The organism is Mesorhizobium sp. NBSH29 (assembly GCF_015500055.1).
Taxonomy (GTDB): domain Bacteria; phylum Pseudomonadota; class Alphaproteobacteria; order Rhizobiales; family Rhizobiaceae; genus Neomesorhizobium.
On record NZ_CP045492.1, the window covers coordinates 1,491,640 to 1,506,241 of the forward strand.

At 60.8% G+C, this 14,602-nt stretch carries 18 protein-coding genes; 7 read left to right on the forward strand and 11 right to left on the reverse strand.

Annotated features, from left to right (window positions below; genetic code table 11):
• The first annotated feature begins 87 nt into the window (after positions 1–87).
• The gene (locus tag GA830_RS07410) at positions 88–513 is read left to right on the forward strand and encodes a DUF6481 family protein (RefSeq protein ID WP_195164408.1); all 426 of its coding nucleotides are present in this window, start codon (positions 88–90) and stop codon (positions 511–513) included.
• A 61-nt stretch (positions 514–574) separates the two neighbouring features.
• Here GA830_RS07410 and sugE read toward each other — a convergent pair whose 3' ends face one another.
• Positions 575–889, reverse strand: coding sequence for a quaternary ammonium compound efflux SMR transporter SugE (sugE, locus tag GA830_RS07415; protein WP_195164409.1), 315 nt, complete (start codon positions 887–889; stop codon positions 575–577).
• A gap of 374 nt (positions 890–1,263) precedes the next feature.
• Here sugE and GA830_RS07420 point away from each other — a divergent pair, with 374 nt between their 5' ends.
• Positions 1,264–2,208 (forward strand): cation diffusion facilitator family transporter, encoded by a 945-nt coding sequence (locus tag GA830_RS07420; RefSeq protein WP_195164410.1) that lies wholly within the window; start codon positions 1,264–1,266, stop codon positions 2,206–2,208.
• A 12-nt stretch (positions 2,209–2,220) separates the two neighbouring features.
• On the opposite strand, the gene GA830_RS07425 is transcribed toward GA830_RS07420, so the two are convergent.
• The gene (locus GA830_RS07425) at positions 2,221–3,477 is read right to left on the reverse strand and encodes a DNA recombination protein RmuC (protein ID WP_195164411.1); all 1,257 of its coding nucleotides are present in this window, start codon (positions 3,475–3,477) and stop codon (positions 2,221–2,223) included.
• A gap of 103 nt (positions 3,478–3,580) precedes the next feature.
• Between GA830_RS07425 and def the strand changes: the two genes are divergently transcribed.
• The 3 genes from def (at position 3,581) to truA (ending at position 5,864) form a co-directional block, all read left to right on the forward strand.
• On the forward strand, positions 3,581–4,111 hold the full coding sequence (gene def / locus GA830_RS07430; protein ID WP_195164412.1) for a peptide deformylase: 531 nt from the start codon (positions 3,581–3,583) through the stop codon (positions 4,109–4,111).
• 1 nt (position 4,112) lies between these two features.
• The gene (fmt, locus tag GA830_RS07435) at positions 4,113–5,048 is read left to right on the forward strand and encodes a methionyl-tRNA formyltransferase (protein ID WP_195164413.1); all 936 of its coding nucleotides are present in this window, start codon (positions 4,113–4,115) and stop codon (positions 5,046–5,048) included.
• A gap of 63 nt (positions 5,049–5,111) precedes the next feature.
• Positions 5,112–5,864 (forward strand): tRNA pseudouridine(38-40) synthase TruA, encoded by a 753-nt coding sequence (gene truA, locus GA830_RS07440; protein WP_195164414.1) that lies wholly within the window; start codon positions 5,112–5,114, stop codon positions 5,862–5,864.
• Between the two features lie 18 nt (positions 5,865–5,882).
• Here truA and GA830_RS07445 read toward each other — a convergent pair whose 3' ends face one another.
• The 4 genes from GA830_RS07445 to GA830_RS07460 form a co-directional block, all read right to left on the reverse strand.
• Positions 5,883–6,437 carry a dihydrofolate reductase family protein gene (locus GA830_RS07445; protein WP_195164415.1) on the reverse strand — a complete coding sequence of 185 codons (555 nt, stop codon included), beginning with the start codon at positions 6,435–6,437 and terminating at the stop codon, positions 5,883–5,885.
• A 120-nt stretch (positions 6,438–6,557) separates the two neighbouring features.
• A complete protein-coding gene (locus tag GA830_RS07450) occupies positions 6,558–7,049 on the reverse strand; it encodes an SRPBCC family protein (protein ID WP_195164832.1) in 492 nt (163 codons plus the stop codon).
• A gap of 13 nt (positions 7,050–7,062) precedes the next feature.
• Positions 7,063–7,398 carry an ArsR/SmtB family transcription factor gene (locus GA830_RS07455; RefSeq protein ID WP_195164416.1) on the reverse strand — a complete coding sequence of 112 codons (336 nt, stop codon included), beginning with the start codon at positions 7,396–7,398 and terminating at the stop codon, positions 7,063–7,065.
• A 70-nt stretch (positions 7,399–7,468) separates the two neighbouring features.
• Positions 7,469–8,008 carry an Lrp/AsnC family transcriptional regulator gene (locus GA830_RS07460; protein ID WP_195164417.1) on the reverse strand — a complete coding sequence of 180 codons (540 nt, stop codon included), beginning with the start codon at positions 8,006–8,008 and terminating at the stop codon, positions 7,469–7,471.
• 49 nt (positions 8,009–8,057) lie between these two features.
• Here GA830_RS07460 and GA830_RS07465 point away from each other — a divergent pair, with 49 nt between their 5' ends.
• The gene (locus GA830_RS07465; RefSeq protein ID WP_195164418.1) at positions 8,058–9,257 is read left to right on the forward strand and encodes an MFS transporter; all 1,200 of its coding nucleotides are present in this window, start codon (positions 8,058–8,060) and stop codon (positions 9,255–9,257) included.
• Here GA830_RS07465 and GA830_RS07470 read toward each other — a convergent pair.
• The 4 genes from GA830_RS07470 to GA830_RS07485 all read right to left on the reverse strand — a co-directional run bounded on the left by GA830_RS07470 (position 9,245) and on the right by GA830_RS07485 (position 11,868).
• The gene (locus GA830_RS07470; protein ID WP_195164419.1) at positions 9,245–9,853 is read right to left on the reverse strand and encodes a transporter; all 609 of its coding nucleotides are present in this window, start codon (positions 9,851–9,853) and stop codon (positions 9,245–9,247) included. The two genes, GA830_RS07465 and GA830_RS07470, sit on opposite strands and share 13 nt — an antisense overlap.
• 6 nt (positions 9,854–9,859) lie before the next feature.
• A complete protein-coding gene (gene dapE, locus GA830_RS07475) occupies positions 9,860–11,047 on the reverse strand; it encodes a succinyl-diaminopimelate desuccinylase (protein WP_195164420.1) in 1,188 nt (395 codons plus the stop codon).
• Between the two features lie 66 nt (positions 11,048–11,113).
• Positions 11,114–11,302, reverse strand: coding sequence for a hypothetical protein (locus tag GA830_RS07480; protein ID WP_195164421.1), 189 nt, complete (start codon positions 11,300–11,302; stop codon positions 11,114–11,116).
• Positions 11,299–11,868, reverse strand: a complete 570-nt coding sequence (locus GA830_RS07485) for an ADP-ribosyltransferase domain-containing protein (RefSeq protein WP_195164422.1) — start codon at positions 11,866–11,868, stop codon at positions 11,299–11,301. The genes GA830_RS07480 and GA830_RS07485 overlap by 4 nt, the downstream gene beginning before the upstream one ends.
• A 254-nt stretch (positions 11,869–12,122) precedes the next feature.
• Between GA830_RS07485 and GA830_RS07490 the strand changes: the two genes are divergently transcribed.
• Positions 12,123–13,271: an amidohydrolase gene (locus tag GA830_RS07490; RefSeq protein WP_195164423.1), complete on the forward strand. Its 1,149-nt coding sequence runs from the start codon at positions 12,123–12,125 to the stop codon at positions 13,269–13,271.
• Here the strand turns inward: GA830_RS07490 and GA830_RS07495 are convergent, their stop codons facing one another.
• A complete protein-coding gene (locus GA830_RS07495; protein WP_195164424.1) occupies positions 13,272–14,477 on the reverse strand; it encodes a PQQ-dependent sugar dehydrogenase in 1,206 nt (401 codons plus the stop codon).
• Between the last annotated feature and the right edge of the window lie 125 nt (positions 14,478–14,602).

Sequence of the window (14,602 nt, forward strand, 5' to 3'; positions counted from 1 at the left end):
CGTGCAGCGGTATCCGCCAGGAATTGCGGGAAACGAAGCGATAAAGAGGTTCTGCAGAACCTTGAACGGACTCCAGGGAAGTGAGATTTGGCTATCTTTAGGGAAAAAGACGTTTTTGAACGCCGCGATGCGGCAAATGCCGCCAAGCGCGCAATGCTTGAGAAATTCAAGGCCAAGCCGGCCGCAGACGACCCGGCAGTGGTAGCCAAGCAGGCCGAGCGCAAGGCCGTCCTCGAGGCCCGTGCCATTAGGCAGGCTGAAAAGGAAAAGCAGAAGCAGGAGCGGCTGGCCCGCGAGGCCGAAGAGCGCGCAACGCGCGAAGCAGCAGCCGAGGCCGAGCGCCTTGCCGCTGAAGAAGCCGCGCAGGCAGATGCCAAGCAGCGTGAGGCCGAGGAAAACGAGCGCATCGCGCGCTTGTTGTCCGATGAGGTCGAACGCAAGGCTAAGCGCGACGCCCGCTATGCCGCGCGCAAGTCACGCGTCGGCCGCACGCCTCCCGGCTTTTCCGGCTGATCGAACAGGAGTTTGCCTTCGGGCCAGCGCCGCTGCCACCTGGCCGCGGCGCTGAATCACGTCAGCTCACCAGCTTCAGGCCGATGATGCCGCTGACGATCAACGCGATGCAGCCAAGCCGTGCCGCAGTGGCCGGCTCTCCGAGCAGCCAGATGCCGAGCAGCGCTGTGCCGACGGTGCCGATGCCCGTCCAGATCGCATAACCGGTTCCGACCGGCAGTGTCTTCAGCGCCAGCCCGAGAAGCACGACACTCACGATCATGCTTGCTGCCGTGAGAATGGTGGGAAGGGGCCGGGTGAAGCCATCGGTATATTTGAGCCCGATAGCCCAGCCGATCTCGAACAACCCGGCAACGACCAGTAGAAGCCACGCCATGATTTACCAACCTCGCGTTTGTCCGGCGCCGGGCCGGAGATAGAAAACCGGCCGCAAGATATGCGGCCGGAGGGAAACCCACGATCAGCAAATGCGGGCTATTTGCTCTTTTTTGTAGCCGGAGCAAGCGTCGGGCTGGCTGCAGCGGCTGCCGGCTTCTTGGCATCCTTCTTGGGTTTGCGGACTTCTTTGTTCGACTTCATCTGACCTTTTGCCATGATGTGATTCCTCCTGTGCTGGCCGGCCCATGATGACCGTTCTGTTTGCCGGCACAAGGGGACTTATGCGCACGGTCCCCGGATCGCGCCGGCCCTGCGGCACTGGACGCCTGGCACTCCTGCTCTAGATGCCGGAACGAGACATCGGAGCTTGTCATGGCTGCTCATTCAGGATCGAAAACCGTTATCTATGCCGCGCTGGCAGGCAATTTTCTGATTGCCATCACGAAGTTTGGAGCTGCCGCATTCACAGGCAGCTCAGCCATGCTTTCGGAAGGCGTGCACTCGCTGGTCGATACCGGCAATGGAGCGCTGTTGCTCTACGGGTTGCACCGCGCCGCCCGCCCTGCCGACCGCACCCATCCGCTCGGACATGGTCGCGAACTCTATTTCTGGAGCTTCATCGTCGCCGTTTTGGTCTTCGCGCTGGGTGCCGGCATTTCCTTCTATGAGGGCATTGCCCACATCATGCATCCTGAGCCGGTCGCCAATCCGATGGCAAACTACATCGTGCTCGGTCTGTCGATGGTGTTTGAAGGCGGCACATGGGCCGTGGCGCTGAAGGAGTTCCGCAAATCGAAAGGCAATGCCGGTTATATTGAAGCGGTTCGCAAGAGCAAGGACCCAAGCGTCTTCACCGTACTATTAGAAGACAGCGCGGCACTGCTCGGGCTCGTGGTGGCATTTGCCGGCATCCTCGCCGCGCAGCTCCTGGACATGCCAGTCCTCGACGGTGTCGCATCGGTCGGCATCAGCCTCATCCTGGCGGCCACCGCAGTGTTCCTCGCCCGCGAGAGCAAGGGGCTGCTGATGGGCGAACCGGCACTGCCCGAAATCGAAAGATCCGTGCTGGCGCTGGTTCAGGACGACCGCGATATCGGAAAGGCCAATGGGATCATCACCGTCCATATCGGCCCAAACGAGATTGTCGCCGCACTCAGCGTCGAATTTGAAGACCGGTTGACCGCCCCCGCAATCGAGGCCTGCGTAGAACGTCTTGAACGCGCGATCACCCGGAAACATCCGCAGATCACGTCCCTCTTCGTCAAACCGCAGACCACCGGGACCTGGAAAAAGGTGCGTGCCGAACTGGCGATTTGACTTTCGCGAAAATTACTCGCGTTCTTCGACGACCCGAAGGCGCAACTGGCCGGTCTTGGAATCCGCGACGCGGGCCGCCGCAACGCGCGTGCCTTCGCTACCGCCTTCGGTCGAAGCAGCCTCCGGTGCGGAAAACTCCAGCGCCTCAATCTTCTGGCCCCGCTTGGTGACCTTGGACGACGAGACCAGAATATCGTCAATGTCCTTGGAAGCCTGACCGAAATGGCCCTGCAGTTTGCGCACCCGCTCGTCGAGCCGCCCGACATCCTCCATCAGCCGGATCACTTCGCCCTGGATGAGATGTGCCTGTTCGCGCATCCGGGCATCTTTCAGGATCGCCTGGATCACCTGGATCGACAGCATCAAAAGCGACGGCGAGACGATGATCACCCGCGCCCGGTGGGCACGTTGTACAAGAGCCTCGAAATTCTCGTGGATCTCGGCAAACACCGATTCCGACGGTACGAACATGAAGGCGGTGTCTTGGGTCTCGCCGTTGATCAGATATTTGTCGGCAATGTCGCGGACATGGATTTCGACATCGCGGCGGAAAGCCTGCGCGGCGGCCTTCTGCTGCTCGGCCCCCTCTGCCGCCTTGATAGCGTTCCAGGCTTCCAGCGGAAACTTCGCGTCGATCACCAGTGCCGGCGTGCCGTTCGGCATCTTCACCACGCAGTCTGGCCGGCTGCCATTAGACAGCGTGATCTGGAATTCATAACCGCCCTGCGGCAGCCCGTCGGCGACAATCGCCTCCATGCGCGCCTGGCCAAAGGCACCGCGCGTCTGCTTGTTGGACAGGATCGCCTGCAACTGCACCACCTGGCCGGCGAGCGACTGGATGTTGTTTTGCGCCGTGTCGATAACCGCCAGCCGTTCCTGCAATTTGCTCAGGCTCTCATGCGTCGAGCGCGTCTGCTCGCTCATCGACTGACCAAGCCTACCGGTCATGGCGTCGAGCCTTTGCGCGATGGATTGCGTGAGTTCGGCCTGACGTGCGCCGAACACGTCGGCCACAGCCCCAAGCCGCCCCTGCATCTCGGCCTGCGAGGCAAGGATACCTGCCATCCGCGCCTCGGTATCGCGGGCATGATCAGCGGTTACTGCTGCGGCAACCGCGCGCGCTCTGCCCGAACGCCACAGCGACAACACCAGCGCGCACAACAGCACCAAGAACAACAGCGCCCCAACGCCCAGCGTCTGGCCGAGCGTAATGGTGGTGGCACCAAGCTGGATCACCGGTTCGGAAAGAATTGAAGACAGGTCATTCATTCCGTCAGCATACGTGATTCGCATCGACGCGACAGATCAAAACGTGAACAGCAAAAATGTACATCCGGTTGACGCATTTGACCGGAAACCTTAAGCGAGCGCCATGTCGATCAAACCACTTATCATCCTGCCCGATCCGCTGCTGCGCCAGGTCTCGAAGCCCGTCGAACGGGTTGACGACGACTTGCGCAGATTTGCCGGCGACATGCTGGAGACCATGTATGACGCGCCGGGCATTGGACTGGCAGCAATCCAGGTCGGTACGCCGCTGCGCATGCTGGTCATCGACCTCGCCAAGGAAGACGAGGAGCCCGCGCCGCAGGTATTCATCAACCCGGAAGTCCTTCGCAGCTTCGAAGAGCGCTCGATCTACGAGGAAGGCTGCTTGTCGATCCCTGATTACTACGCCGAAGTGGAGCGCCCTGCGCGCGTGCGGGTCAAGTATCTCGACCGCGACGGCAAAGAGCAGGAGATCGAGGCAGACGGCCTCCTGTCCACCTGCCTGCAGCATGAGATCGACCATCTGAACGGCGTCCTGTTCATCGATCATATCTCCAAGCTCAAGCGCGACATGGTGGTGAAGAAATTCCGTAAGCTCGCAAAAGACCGGCCCGCAACCCCGCTGGTCAGCTGAGATGGGGCTGCGCGTCATCTTCATGGGCACGCCGGAGTTTTCCGTGCCGATGCTGCGCGCGCTTGTTGAGGCCGGCCACGATATCGCCGCCGTCTACACCCAGCCCCCGCGCCCGGCAGGCCGCCGTGGCCTGGAACTCACCCCGTCGCCGGTGCAGCGCGAGGCCGAGCGGCTTGGGCTGGAGTTGCGCACGCCACTGTCGCTCAAAAACGAAGCCGAGCAGGCAGAATTCGCAGCGCTGAAAGCCGATGTCGCGGTGGTTGTCGCCTACGGGCTTCTATTGCCAGCACCGGTCCTCGAGAGTACGCGGCTTGGCTGCTATAATGGCCATGCGTCGCTGCTGCCGCGCTGGCGCGGCGCAGCCCCGATCCAGCGCGCCATCATGGCAGGCGATTTTGAAACCGGCATGATGCTCATGAAGATGGAGGCAGGGCTGGACACCGGCCCGGTGGCGCTGACCGAGCGCATCGCCATCATCCCCGGCATGACCGCCGGCGACCTGCACGACCGGTTGAGTGCGATCGGCGCACCACTGATGGTCGATGCGCTGGCCCGGCTGGAAGCCGGAAACCTTCTGCTTTCTGTGCAGGATGAAGAGGGTGTGACCTACGCCAGAAAAATCGACAAGGCCGAAACCCGCATCGACTGGCAGCGCCCGTCGCTGGAAGTGGCGCGCCATATTTGCGGTCTGTCGCCCTTTCCGGGCGCGTGGTGTGAAATCGAGACCGGCGGCAGGGCGGAACGCCTGAAAGTGCTGCGGGCCGTTGAGGCGGAGGGTGGCGGCGCGGCAGGCATTCTGCTTGATGCTGCGCTGACTGTCGCCTGTGGAAGCGGTGCGGTGCGGTTGCTTCAGGTTCAAAGAGCGGGCGGCAAGCCAACCGATGCCGAAGCGTTTCTGCGTGGCACGCCCTTGGAAAATGGTATGATGCTGTCATGAGTATGAAGACAAACCGCGCCGCCTTTTTCCACGTCCCTGTCGCCTGACGGTCGGGACCAAGAGATGCCGCGATACCGCCTCGATGTGGAATATGACGGCAGCGCCTATGCCGGCTGGCAGCGCCAGCCTGATCTTCCGACCGTGCAGGGAGCCATTGAAAACGCCCTCCTGGCGTTTTGCGGCGAGGTTTTGACCCTGCGGGGCGCTGGCCGCACGGATGCCGGTGTCCATGCAAGCGGGCAGGTAGCCCATGTCGAGCTGGCAAAAAACTGGCCAGCAGAAAAGGTGCGCGATGCGCTCAACGCCCATCTGCAAATGGCTGGACAGCGCGTTTCAATCCTTGATGCAACACCGGCTGCAGAAGATTTCGATGCTCGTTTTTCGGCGATCGGCCGGCACTATCTCTACCGCATCGCCAATCGCCGCGCGCCTGTGGCGCTCGATCATCGGAAGGTGTGGTGGGTGCCCAAGAAGCTTGATGCGCAGGCCATGCACGAGGCAGCCCAGCTCCTGACCGGTAGGCATGACTTCACCACCTTTCGCTCAACTCAATGCCAGGCGGAAAGCCCGGTGCGAACGCTGGAGCGGCTGGATGTGGTGCGTCTTGCCGACGCCATCGAAATTCGCGCCTCGGCACGCTCATTCCTGCACAACCAGGTGCGCTCGATTGTCGGCTCGCTGAAAAAGGTGGGCGAAGGTGGCTGGAGCGCCGCCCAATTGCAGGCAGCGCTCGAAGCCCGCAACCGTGCAGCCTGCGGCCAGGTCGCGCCGCCCGACGGACTCTATCTGATCAAGGTGGATTATCCCGAGGTGTGACCCTAATCGGTAGAGCTGTCAGACCTTCTTCAGCTCATAAAAGAGAAGCATCCCGCCGCTCTTAAGAGGCTGGCTTTCGCGCAGGGAGAAATGCGCGCGGCCGCTTTCGGGCTTAAACAGCGGCGTACCTTCACCCCACACCACCGGCGCAAGGCAAATGCGGTATTCGTCTACGAGCCCCTCGGCCATCAGCGTTGCCAGGAGATCTGCGCTGCCGAATACGAAAACATCCTTGCCGTCTTCTTGCTTAAGCGCCTTGACGGTGTCGATGGCTTCGCCTTTCAACAGTCGGCTGTTGGCCCAATCAGCCACGTCGAGCGTGCGCGAAGCTATGGCCTTGTCGAGGCTGTTCATCATCGTGGCGACCGGACCCTCTTCCTTTGTCCAGTGATCGCGCATGCCCTCGTAGGTGCGGCGTCCAAACAAAAGCGTGCCGATCTCCGCACCCTGAGCCAGAGAAAATTCCTCTAGTTCCTCACCCCAGACTGTGCCGTGCATATCGAGCTGCCACGGTCCGGTACCTTCGAAATAGCCATCCAGAGTCATGACGTTCCAGGCTATCAGTTTTCTCACAGTCGATCCTTTCGAAGCGTTTGTTCAGTGAAATTTGCAGTCAGCACCGCGCGGCGCCCAACCTAAAGCGCGGCAGGTTCAGCCGTATCAGCCATGGCCGTGAATTAGTGGCTCAGTGTCTCATCGGCTTTTTGCCTCGACGTGACGCGCCAGCTTGTCCAGCGTCTGACCGCCATACGCGACCGCACCAAAACCGATCGCATTTTCGCGGTGTTCCCTGGACGGGTGCATCTGGCGCAGCGTCAACACGGTCTTGCCGTCACTTTGTTCGTCGAAGGTGACCAGCATCTTGAATTTGCCGGGATCGTGGTCTTCGTCTACCCCATGCTCAACCTCGATCAGCGTCGGAGCCTCCAGACGTAAAAAATCCATCCGGCTGCTGTAGCGGGTCCCGTCGGCGGCAACCATATCGAACCGCCAGATGCCGCCGGGGCGCAGGTCGATTTCATACGTCTCGATTTCCATGCCCTCGGGGCCGAACCAGACCACGATCTGTTCCGGGTCGGTCCATGCGGCATAAACCACGCTGCGTGGCGCGTCGATCACCCGCGCCAGAACGATTTCGCGGTCAAGCGGCCAGTTCTGCCAGGCGGAGTCAGAGTTTGTGGATATGGCGCTCATCGCTTCAGTTCTTCCTCGTCATGCGTTCGATATGGACTTCCATCCGGTCGAGACGGCGCTCCCATGCAGCTATGTGCTGGCGGATCCATCCGTCGGTCGCATGAAGCGCGTCCGGCGCGATCGTACAGGTGCGAACCCGCCCGTTTTTCTCAGACCTCACGAGCCCGCTTTCCTCCAGCACCCGCACATGCTTGAGAAGCGAGGGCAGCGCCAGATCAAACGGCTCGGAGAGCTCGCTGACGGATTTCGGCCCCTCGCACAAACGGCTGACAATGGCCCGTCTTGTCGGGTCAGCGAGTGCGGAAAATGCTTTGTCCAGATTAATTGAATACTTAGCCATATGGATAAGTATCAAGCTGGGCATGTGCCTGTCAAGAGAAAGTTTCCGCCTTGGCTAAGTGTTGAAGCGCCTAATAGATCGGCTTGACCATCTCATGGGTCGACGGCCAGACCCGTGTCGTATGCGGCTGAACCGAACGCTCCAAATAGGTCGAGAGCACGACGTAGCTGCGCGTTGTCACCACGCCGGGGACATCATAGATCCGCGCCAAAAGCCCTTCGAGCGCGCGGGCATCTTCGGTCCTCACCTTCAATAGCATGCAGGCATCGCCGGCTACTGAATGGATTTCCTCCACTTCGGGGTATCTTGAAATGTCCATCAGCTCCGGCGTCTTACCCCAGCCGCGCGTATCGACATGAACAAAGGCCAGTAGGGATTTCCCCACCGCCTTCGGGTCAATAATCGCAGCCGTCTTGCGAATGGCGCCGGAACGGCGCAGGCGCTTCACCCGTTCATGGGCTGCGGGCGCTGACAGGCCAGCCGCTTCACCTAGTTGCGCATAGCTGACGGTGGCATCTTCGACCAAAACGCCTAACAATCTTCGGTCAGCGGCGTCGAGGTCCCGTGACGGAAGCCTGCTTTGCTGAATGCCATCTGTTTCTTCCGCCATCTGCTTGATGCCCTCTTGTTGCTGAATGACATTTTGCGATTATGCCAAAATGTCGAAGCTCAATCAATCCGCTCCTGTCCCGGCAGTTCCAGGAATTCCTGCCGCTGCCTACGTGTTGACCGGCTGTATCGGCGTGATCGGGTCTAACTCGCTTGCTCTTGGACCCATCGCCCCGGAGGTCGCGCGGTCGTTGGGCGCAAGTGTAGCGATGGTGATGCTGGCCTCGGGTGCCTTTGGTCTCGGCACGGCTGCCAGCGCTCTGTTTCTCGCGCGCCACATTGACCGACTGGGGGCCGGGCGCATGCTGAGGCTGTCCATGGTGGTTCTATCTGCGACCATGCTGGCCTGTGCCGTAGCGCCCACACTCATGGTGCTGGTCGCAGCTCAATGTGCTGCCGGCATAGCCTCCGGCGTCGCGTTGCCGGCGATCTATTCGAGCGCTGCGGCCATCGCACCGCCGGGGCGCGAAAGCCGCACCATCGGCCTTGTGCTGACCGGATGGACCCTCAGCATGGTTGCGGGTGTGTCGCTGGCGGCAGTGGTTGCCGATTTCATTCACTGGCGCGCGGTCTATAGCGTTGTTGCACTGCTGGCGCTTGTCGCCAGCGCGGGGATGGCGCTTTTGCCCGCGCACCAGGCTGCGGCCACCGGGCCCGCTTCATCGCCGCTGGCTACCGCCAATATCGAGGGCGTCAAGCCGCTATTGCTGGCTTGTGGTGCGTTTATGACTGCATTCTACGGCGTCTATGGCTACCTCGGGGCCCACCTCCATGATGGTCTTGGCCAATCTGTCAGCGCCAATGGCCTGGCAGCCCTCATCTATGGCATCGGCTTTGGCAGTGCGACGGCACTGGACGGGGTTGCCGACAGGGTGGGCGCGCGCCGGATGATGCCGATAGTCTTTGTCATTGTTGCGGTCGTCTATCTGTTGCTGGGGCTGGCAGCCTCAAGCTTTGTTGCGGTGCTGGCTGTCGTGTTTCTGTGGGGACTTTCCAACCATTTGGGGCTGAACCTGCTAATCATGCGGCTGACGTCGATTGATCCGTCGCAGCGCGGTACCGTGATGGGGCTCAACAGTGCGGTAACCTACCTTGCGGTGTTCGCCGGCACGGGCGGTTTTGGTCCCATCTACGCCCGGTTCGGCTTTTCGGCTGCCGCCTATTGCGCCATGGCGTTGACCCTGGTGGCAGCGGTGGCGGGCAGCTACGGCGGTGCACGACGGCAGATAAAGACAGACTATCCGGCGTAGTGAACAGATGGGGTCAGTCCAAGCAGCGCCTGCAGGGTGAGGAGAACGGCGAACGCCGCGAGCAGCATGGCGACAAATAACCCGCTGGCGACTGCCGGCCCCTTGCCCAGCACCGCATTTGTCAGCCGCCAGGACAGCACCATCGAAATGAGGAAGATCGTCAGAGTCGCAAAGGTGACGATCTCCTTGGTATCGGGCAAGAAAAGCTGCAGCAGAACCGGTGGCAGCATCATCCAGACGATGATCACCTGGGACCAGTTGGTGGCAACCACATAGGCGACGAACCGACTGGCCAGCCCGACATGCCGAGCCGCGAGCGCTAGCATGGCCAGGGGCAACGCCCAGGTAGCAATGTCGATGAAACCGAGGCGTAAGAAGATAGAAAACCGCCCGCCGGAAACATCGGGCCTGAGGCTCAGATCGTTGGCCACCGCTGCCCAACCCACCACAAAGGGTGGCAGCGCCAGAATGATGGCAAAGAAGGAATTCCAGAACCCGTCGGCGGAAAGGTCAAGCTGCTTCAGGCCTTCCGGCTTGCCTTTCAGGAGCAGCCAGGCCCCTTTGAGATAAGTCTCGATCTGATCGGCTGTGGGCATTGCGTCTCACCCGAACCAGTCTGCGAGGAAGCGCTCGTAAATCTGCGTCAGCGTCTCCAGATCGGCAAGCGCGACCCGCTCGTCGACCATATGCATGGTCTGGCCGACCAGCCCGAACTCGACAACCGGGCAATAATCCTTGATGAAGCGCGCATCCGATGTTCCGCCTGACGTGGACAGCACCGGCACCTTGCCGGTCACGGCTGCCACTGATCCTGAGAGCGTGCCGATCAGCTTTTCGTCACGGGTCAGAAAGACTTGGCTTGGAACGCCGCGCCAGACAAGCTCATAATCGACAGGCGCGGGCTTGCCCTGGCGCAGCTTGGTGCGACGGGCAGCGCGGTCCAGCCGGTTGTGGATTTCCGCCTGCAGGGTCTCGACGTTCCAGCTGTCGTTGAAGCGCACATTGAAGATGGCAGTGGCTTTCGCCGGGATGACATTGGTCGCCGGGTTGCCGACATCTATGGAGGTAACCTCCAGATTGGTCGGCTGGAAATCGGCTGTGCCACCATCAAGGGCCGGAGCCAAAAGCGCATCGACAAGCGTGACGATGCTGCGCACCGGATTGTCGGCCAGATGGGGATAGGCGGCATGGCCCTGCCGCCCATTTATGGTGAGCGTCGCCGAGATCGAGCCGCGCCGCCCGATCTTGATCATGTCGCCGAGTGTATCCGGATTGGTCGGCTCGCCAACGAGCGCGGCATCCCAGCTCTCGCCCTTGCTTTTTGCCCAGTCGAGTAGCTTGGTGGTACCGTTGATAGCCGGACCTTCCTCATCGCCAGTGATGACGAACGAGATCGAACCCTTAGGCCTTCCGGTCTTTTCTATATGGCGGGCGACAGCGGCGACGAAGCAGGCAATGCCGCCCTTCATGTCGACAGCGCCGCGGCCATACATCTGCCCGCCTGCAATCTCGGCGGCAAAGGGAGGATACGTCCAGCTTGCTTCGTCGCCCACCGGCACCACATCGGTGTGCCCGGCAAACATCAGATGCGGTCCGTTGCCAGATAGTCTTGCATAAAGGTTTTCGATTTCCGGCGTGCCGTCCTCGCTGAAGACAGGCCGCTCGACCGAAAATCCGAGCGGCAAAAGCATTGCCTCCAGCGCAGATAACGCACCACCCTCCGCGGGTGTCACCGAAGGGCACCGGATAAGCGTGGCAAGATTGGCGGCAGGATCAGAAGGCAGCATCATGGCTGCAGGATTAGCTTAAACCAGATGGGCTGTCACCGGGGCGGAAGCAGCTCCGTGAAGAGATATCTAGCCGCGAGACGATTGCATCCGTTCCTGCATCGGCGTCGCAGGGAAGGGGGGCAGCGATGCCTTGAAAAACCGCTCGGCAAGGGCACGATCAATAACAAGATCAGAGCGCTTCGCGCCAGGGTTCTTCCGGCCCTTAATGCCGCGGCTAACGGTTTCTGTTTCGTTCGCTTTCTTCTTGTCGCTCATTCTAATTCTTCCAGGCTGATGATGGCCCGACCCTGATCCCGCATCACATTTGCTACAGTGAAATGACGACCAGCCGGAATCAAGACTTCACATTCGTGGAAGTTGGCTGAGAGAAACCACACTGCCCGTGCAGTAAGCGCCCGAATTATGAACAAAATGTTTCCTCCGAAGGCCTGGTCCTCCTTGATACTTGCGCTGGTAAAACCCCGAAAATGCACCATTTCGCCAGGTCTGTAGGGCTCGAGAAATGCATCGACGTCTGCCGTTTTATAGCCGCGATACACCACCCCTCCATTCGTTTTGAAGGCCGGTAATTTTTGGAGCGCGGAGTTCAGGACATCGCAAAACGCACGGATTTCGGTGCCGGGATTACCTGCCCAAAGCTGTTCATTGATGTGGTCATGCCAATTCATGCTGGTTGTGTAGACATAGAAGGCCAAAGCCTCGAAATTCAGGATGCTTCCGTGCTGGATATCATCCAATCCGCCAAATCTGCTGGCATAGAGCGACGCGTTCTGTGCGCCCACGATTGCAGTTAGATGGCCGTAGAAGTGTTCGCCGTCCATGCAATACCCTGACACGTTTGGATCAGTTGCGGCCGTCCTTGGCAGCTAAATGCTTCAACACTCATAGCTTGTATCGACGCGAAACTCACTTGTTTGTTGTGGCGCTTGAAAACGCCTGTGCCCCACCCTCCCAAGGTCATGGACCATGGCGTGCTGAGCAACATTTTGCTGGTCCAGCGGCGGGTACCGTCGACGCCGGCCTGTCATCCCTGCTAGGACGGATTGATCTTGTTTGCATCGATGTGGACCCCAGCATGGAACTGACCAATCAGGATATCGCCGATCTGATCGCCTTTCGGCACGAACTGCATCGGTATCCCGAAATTTCCAATGACGAGAAAGAGACCGCCCAACGCGTTGTCGACTTTCTTGCCGATACGGGTGCTGCCAACGTGCTGACCGGGCTTGGCGGACATGGTGTTGCCATGGTGTTCGACAGTGGCGCGCCTGGGCCAACGGTCCTCTTTCGCAGCGAGCTCGACGCGTTGCCCATCGAGGAGTTGTCGGACATTTCCCACCGTTCCACGGTACCCGGTACTTCGCATATGTGCGGCCATGACGGGCATACGGCCATCGTGGCTGCGCTTGGCCGTCAATTCGGCCGTAGGCCGCCAGCGCGCGGGCGTGTGGTACTGATGTTCCAGCCGGCCGAGGAAACCGGCGATGGCGCAGCCGGTGTAGTCGCTGACCCGCGCTATGAAAGAATCCGTCCCGATTTTGCATTCTCCCTGCACAATCTTCCGGGCACCCCGCTTGGCCATGTGCGTCTGAAGCCCGGCGTGGTGAACTGCGCCTCGCGGGGCATGCGGATTATTCTTGAAGGCAAGACCGCTCATTCCTCCATGCCCGAAACGGGCATCTCTCCGATGCTGGCGATGAGCCAGCTGATGCCGGCGCTGGAAAAGCTTGGGGGCGGCAGTTTTTACGATGACAATTTTGCCATGGTGACGGTGACCCACGCCATGATGGGAGAACCCGTGTTTGGCATCGCCCCCGGTCATGCCGAAATCCGCGCCACGCTGCGTACAAGGCTGGATGAGCGCATGGCCGATTTGAGCCGTGCGGCAGAAACTCTGTTGAAGGATATGGCTGAGCAAAGCGGCCTTCGCCACGGCTTCGACTATCACGAGATATTCGTCGCATCGCTCAATGATGGCGAGGCTGTAGAGCATCTGCGCGCCGCGCTGGTCGCGGAAAACATTCCCCATGACGAGACCCAGTTGCCGATGCGCGCGTCTGAGGATTTCGGCACGTTCGGCCATGCGTCGAAATCCGCGATGCTGTTCCTCGGCGCCGGCGTCGACCGGCCATCGCTGCACAATCCGGACTATGATTTCCCTGATGACCTGATTGCAATTGGCGCGCGCATCTTTATGCGCACCGCCCGCAGCCTTCTCGGCTGACTATTGTGCCGACGCTGAAAGCCGCAGTATCTGGCTGCCGCCACCATTCTCGGTGACGGCAAAGACAGATCCGTCAGGCGCCACTTTCACGTCACGCACCCGCGCACCGACGTCAACGCGCTCTTCGGCCACCACGCGGTCGCCGCCCATGTGCAGCACAACCACGGATTGAGCGACCAGCCCGCCGACAAGAAAGGCATTTTTCCAACTCGCGAACATGGTGCCATCATAAAATGCCATGCCCGACGGCGCGATCACCGGGTCCCAGTAGTAGACCGGCTGTTCGGTGGCTGCGGTGCGGGTGATGCCGTCTCCAATCGGCGCCCCGCTATAGTCGATCCCATAGGTCACCTCCGGCCAGCCATAATTGAGCCCCGCCTGCGGCCGATTCAATTCATCGCCGCCGCGCGGTCCGTGTTCGACAGTCCACAGCCGGCCCGTGCCGTCCAGCGTTGCCGACTGGAGGTTGCGGTGGCCAAGGCTCCAGATCTCCGGTAGCGCACCGTCGACGTCGATAAAGGGATTGTCCGGAAGCGCCGCACCGGTTTGGTCAATGCGAAACACCTTGCCAAGCCCGCTGGCGATATCCTGCGCCTGCCCGCGCACGGCTGTATCGGAGCGTTCGCCAACCGTGACATAGAGCGACCCATCGGGCGCAAATACCAGCCGCGAACCGAAATGGGCACGCCCGGCAAAAGTCGGCGTCTGCCGGAAGACGATGCGGATATCGCCAAGGCGCGGCGCGTCTGCGTCCAGCGCCAATGTTGCGCTTGCAACCGAAGTGCCGTTGCCACCTTCGCGCGGCTCGGCAAACGAAAAGAAGATGCGCCGGCTCTGCTCGAAATCAGGCGCCAGCGCCACGTCGAGAAGCCCGCCCTGCCCACCGGCATCCACGGCTGGCACGCCGGCAATGTCGGGCCCCGCTTTGCCCTCGGGCGAAACGATAAACATCCGCCCCTCCTTGGCGGTCACCAGCATGGCGCCCCCGGGCAAGAACTCCAACCCCCAAAGCCGCGGCAACCCTTCGGCCACCACCGAGACAAGCGGCTGGGTCAAGGACGCGGGCAAGGGCGCCCGCGTCTGCCCGGCAAAGACCGGCTGCTGCTTCGGCGCATTGGGTGCCTGCGTCTCGACGCTCGTTTGGGCAGATGCCGGGATGGCCGTGAGCAACATGGCGACAACGGCAAGGGCGAGGCGGCGGAGCATAGCGGAATCCTTTCGTGTCGCGGCAGGAAAGTGTCGCGGCAGGAAGGGACCAAACTAGGGCGGCGCGCGCAGATCTCCAGATTGTTGATACCCCCGGACAATCATTGGTCTACCAAGCCACAGTG

Excerpts from the sequence above, each read along its gene's own strand:
- GA830_RS07455 (WP_195164416.1), bottom strand. The coding sequence starts at position 7,398 with ATGGCTAAGTATTCAATTAATCTGGACAAAGCATTTTCCGCACTCGCT.
- truA (WP_195164414.1), top strand. The coding sequence starts at position 5,112 with ATGCCGCGATACCGCCTCGATGTGGAATATGACGGCAGCGCCTATGCC.
- GA830_RS07495 (WP_195164424.1), bottom strand. The coding sequence starts at position 14,477 with ATGCTCCGCCGCCTCGCCCTTGCCGTTGTCGCCATGTTGCTCACGGCC.
- def (WP_195164412.1), top strand. The coding sequence starts at position 3,581 with ATGTCGATCAAACCACTTATCATCCTGCCCGATCCGCTGCTGCGCCAG.
- GA830_RS07460 (WP_195164417.1), bottom strand. The coding sequence starts at position 8,008 with ATGGCGGAAGAAACAGATGGCATTCAGCAAAGCAGGCTTCCGTCACGG.
- dapE (WP_195164420.1), bottom strand. The coding sequence starts at position 11,047 with ATGATGCTGCCTTCTGATCCTGCCGCCAATCTTGCCACGCTTATCCGG.
- GA830_RS07425 (WP_195164411.1), bottom strand. The coding sequence starts at position 3,477 with ATGAATGACCTGTCTTCAATTCTTTCCGAACCGGTGATCCAGCTTGGT.
- GA830_RS07490 (WP_195164423.1), top strand. The coding sequence starts at position 12,123 with ATGGAACTGACCAATCAGGATATCGCCGATCTGATCGCCTTTCGGCAC.
- GA830_RS07480 (WP_195164421.1), bottom strand. The coding sequence starts at position 11,302 with ATGAGCGACAAGAAGAAAGCGAACGAAACAGAAACCGTTAGCCGCGGC.
- GA830_RS07420 (WP_195164410.1), top strand. The coding sequence starts at position 1,264 with ATGGCTGCTCATTCAGGATCGAAAACCGTTATCTATGCCGCGCTGGCA.
- GA830_RS07465 (WP_195164418.1), top strand. The coding sequence starts at position 8,058 with ATGTCGAAGCTCAATCAATCCGCTCCTGTCCCGGCAGTTCCAGGAATT.
- sugE (WP_195164409.1), bottom strand. The coding sequence starts at position 889 with ATGGCGTGGCTTCTACTGGTCGTTGCCGGGTTGTTCGAGATCGGCTGG.
- GA830_RS07470 (WP_195164419.1), bottom strand. The coding sequence starts at position 9,853 with ATGCCCACAGCCGATCAGATCGAGACTTATCTCAAAGGGGCCTGGCTG.
- fmt (WP_195164413.1), top strand. The coding sequence starts at position 4,113 with ATGGGGCTGCGCGTCATCTTCATGGGCACGCCGGAGTTTTCCGTGCCG.
- GA830_RS07485 (WP_195164422.1), bottom strand. The coding sequence starts at position 11,868 with ATGGACGGCGAACACTTCTACGGCCATCTAACTGCAATCGTGGGCGCA.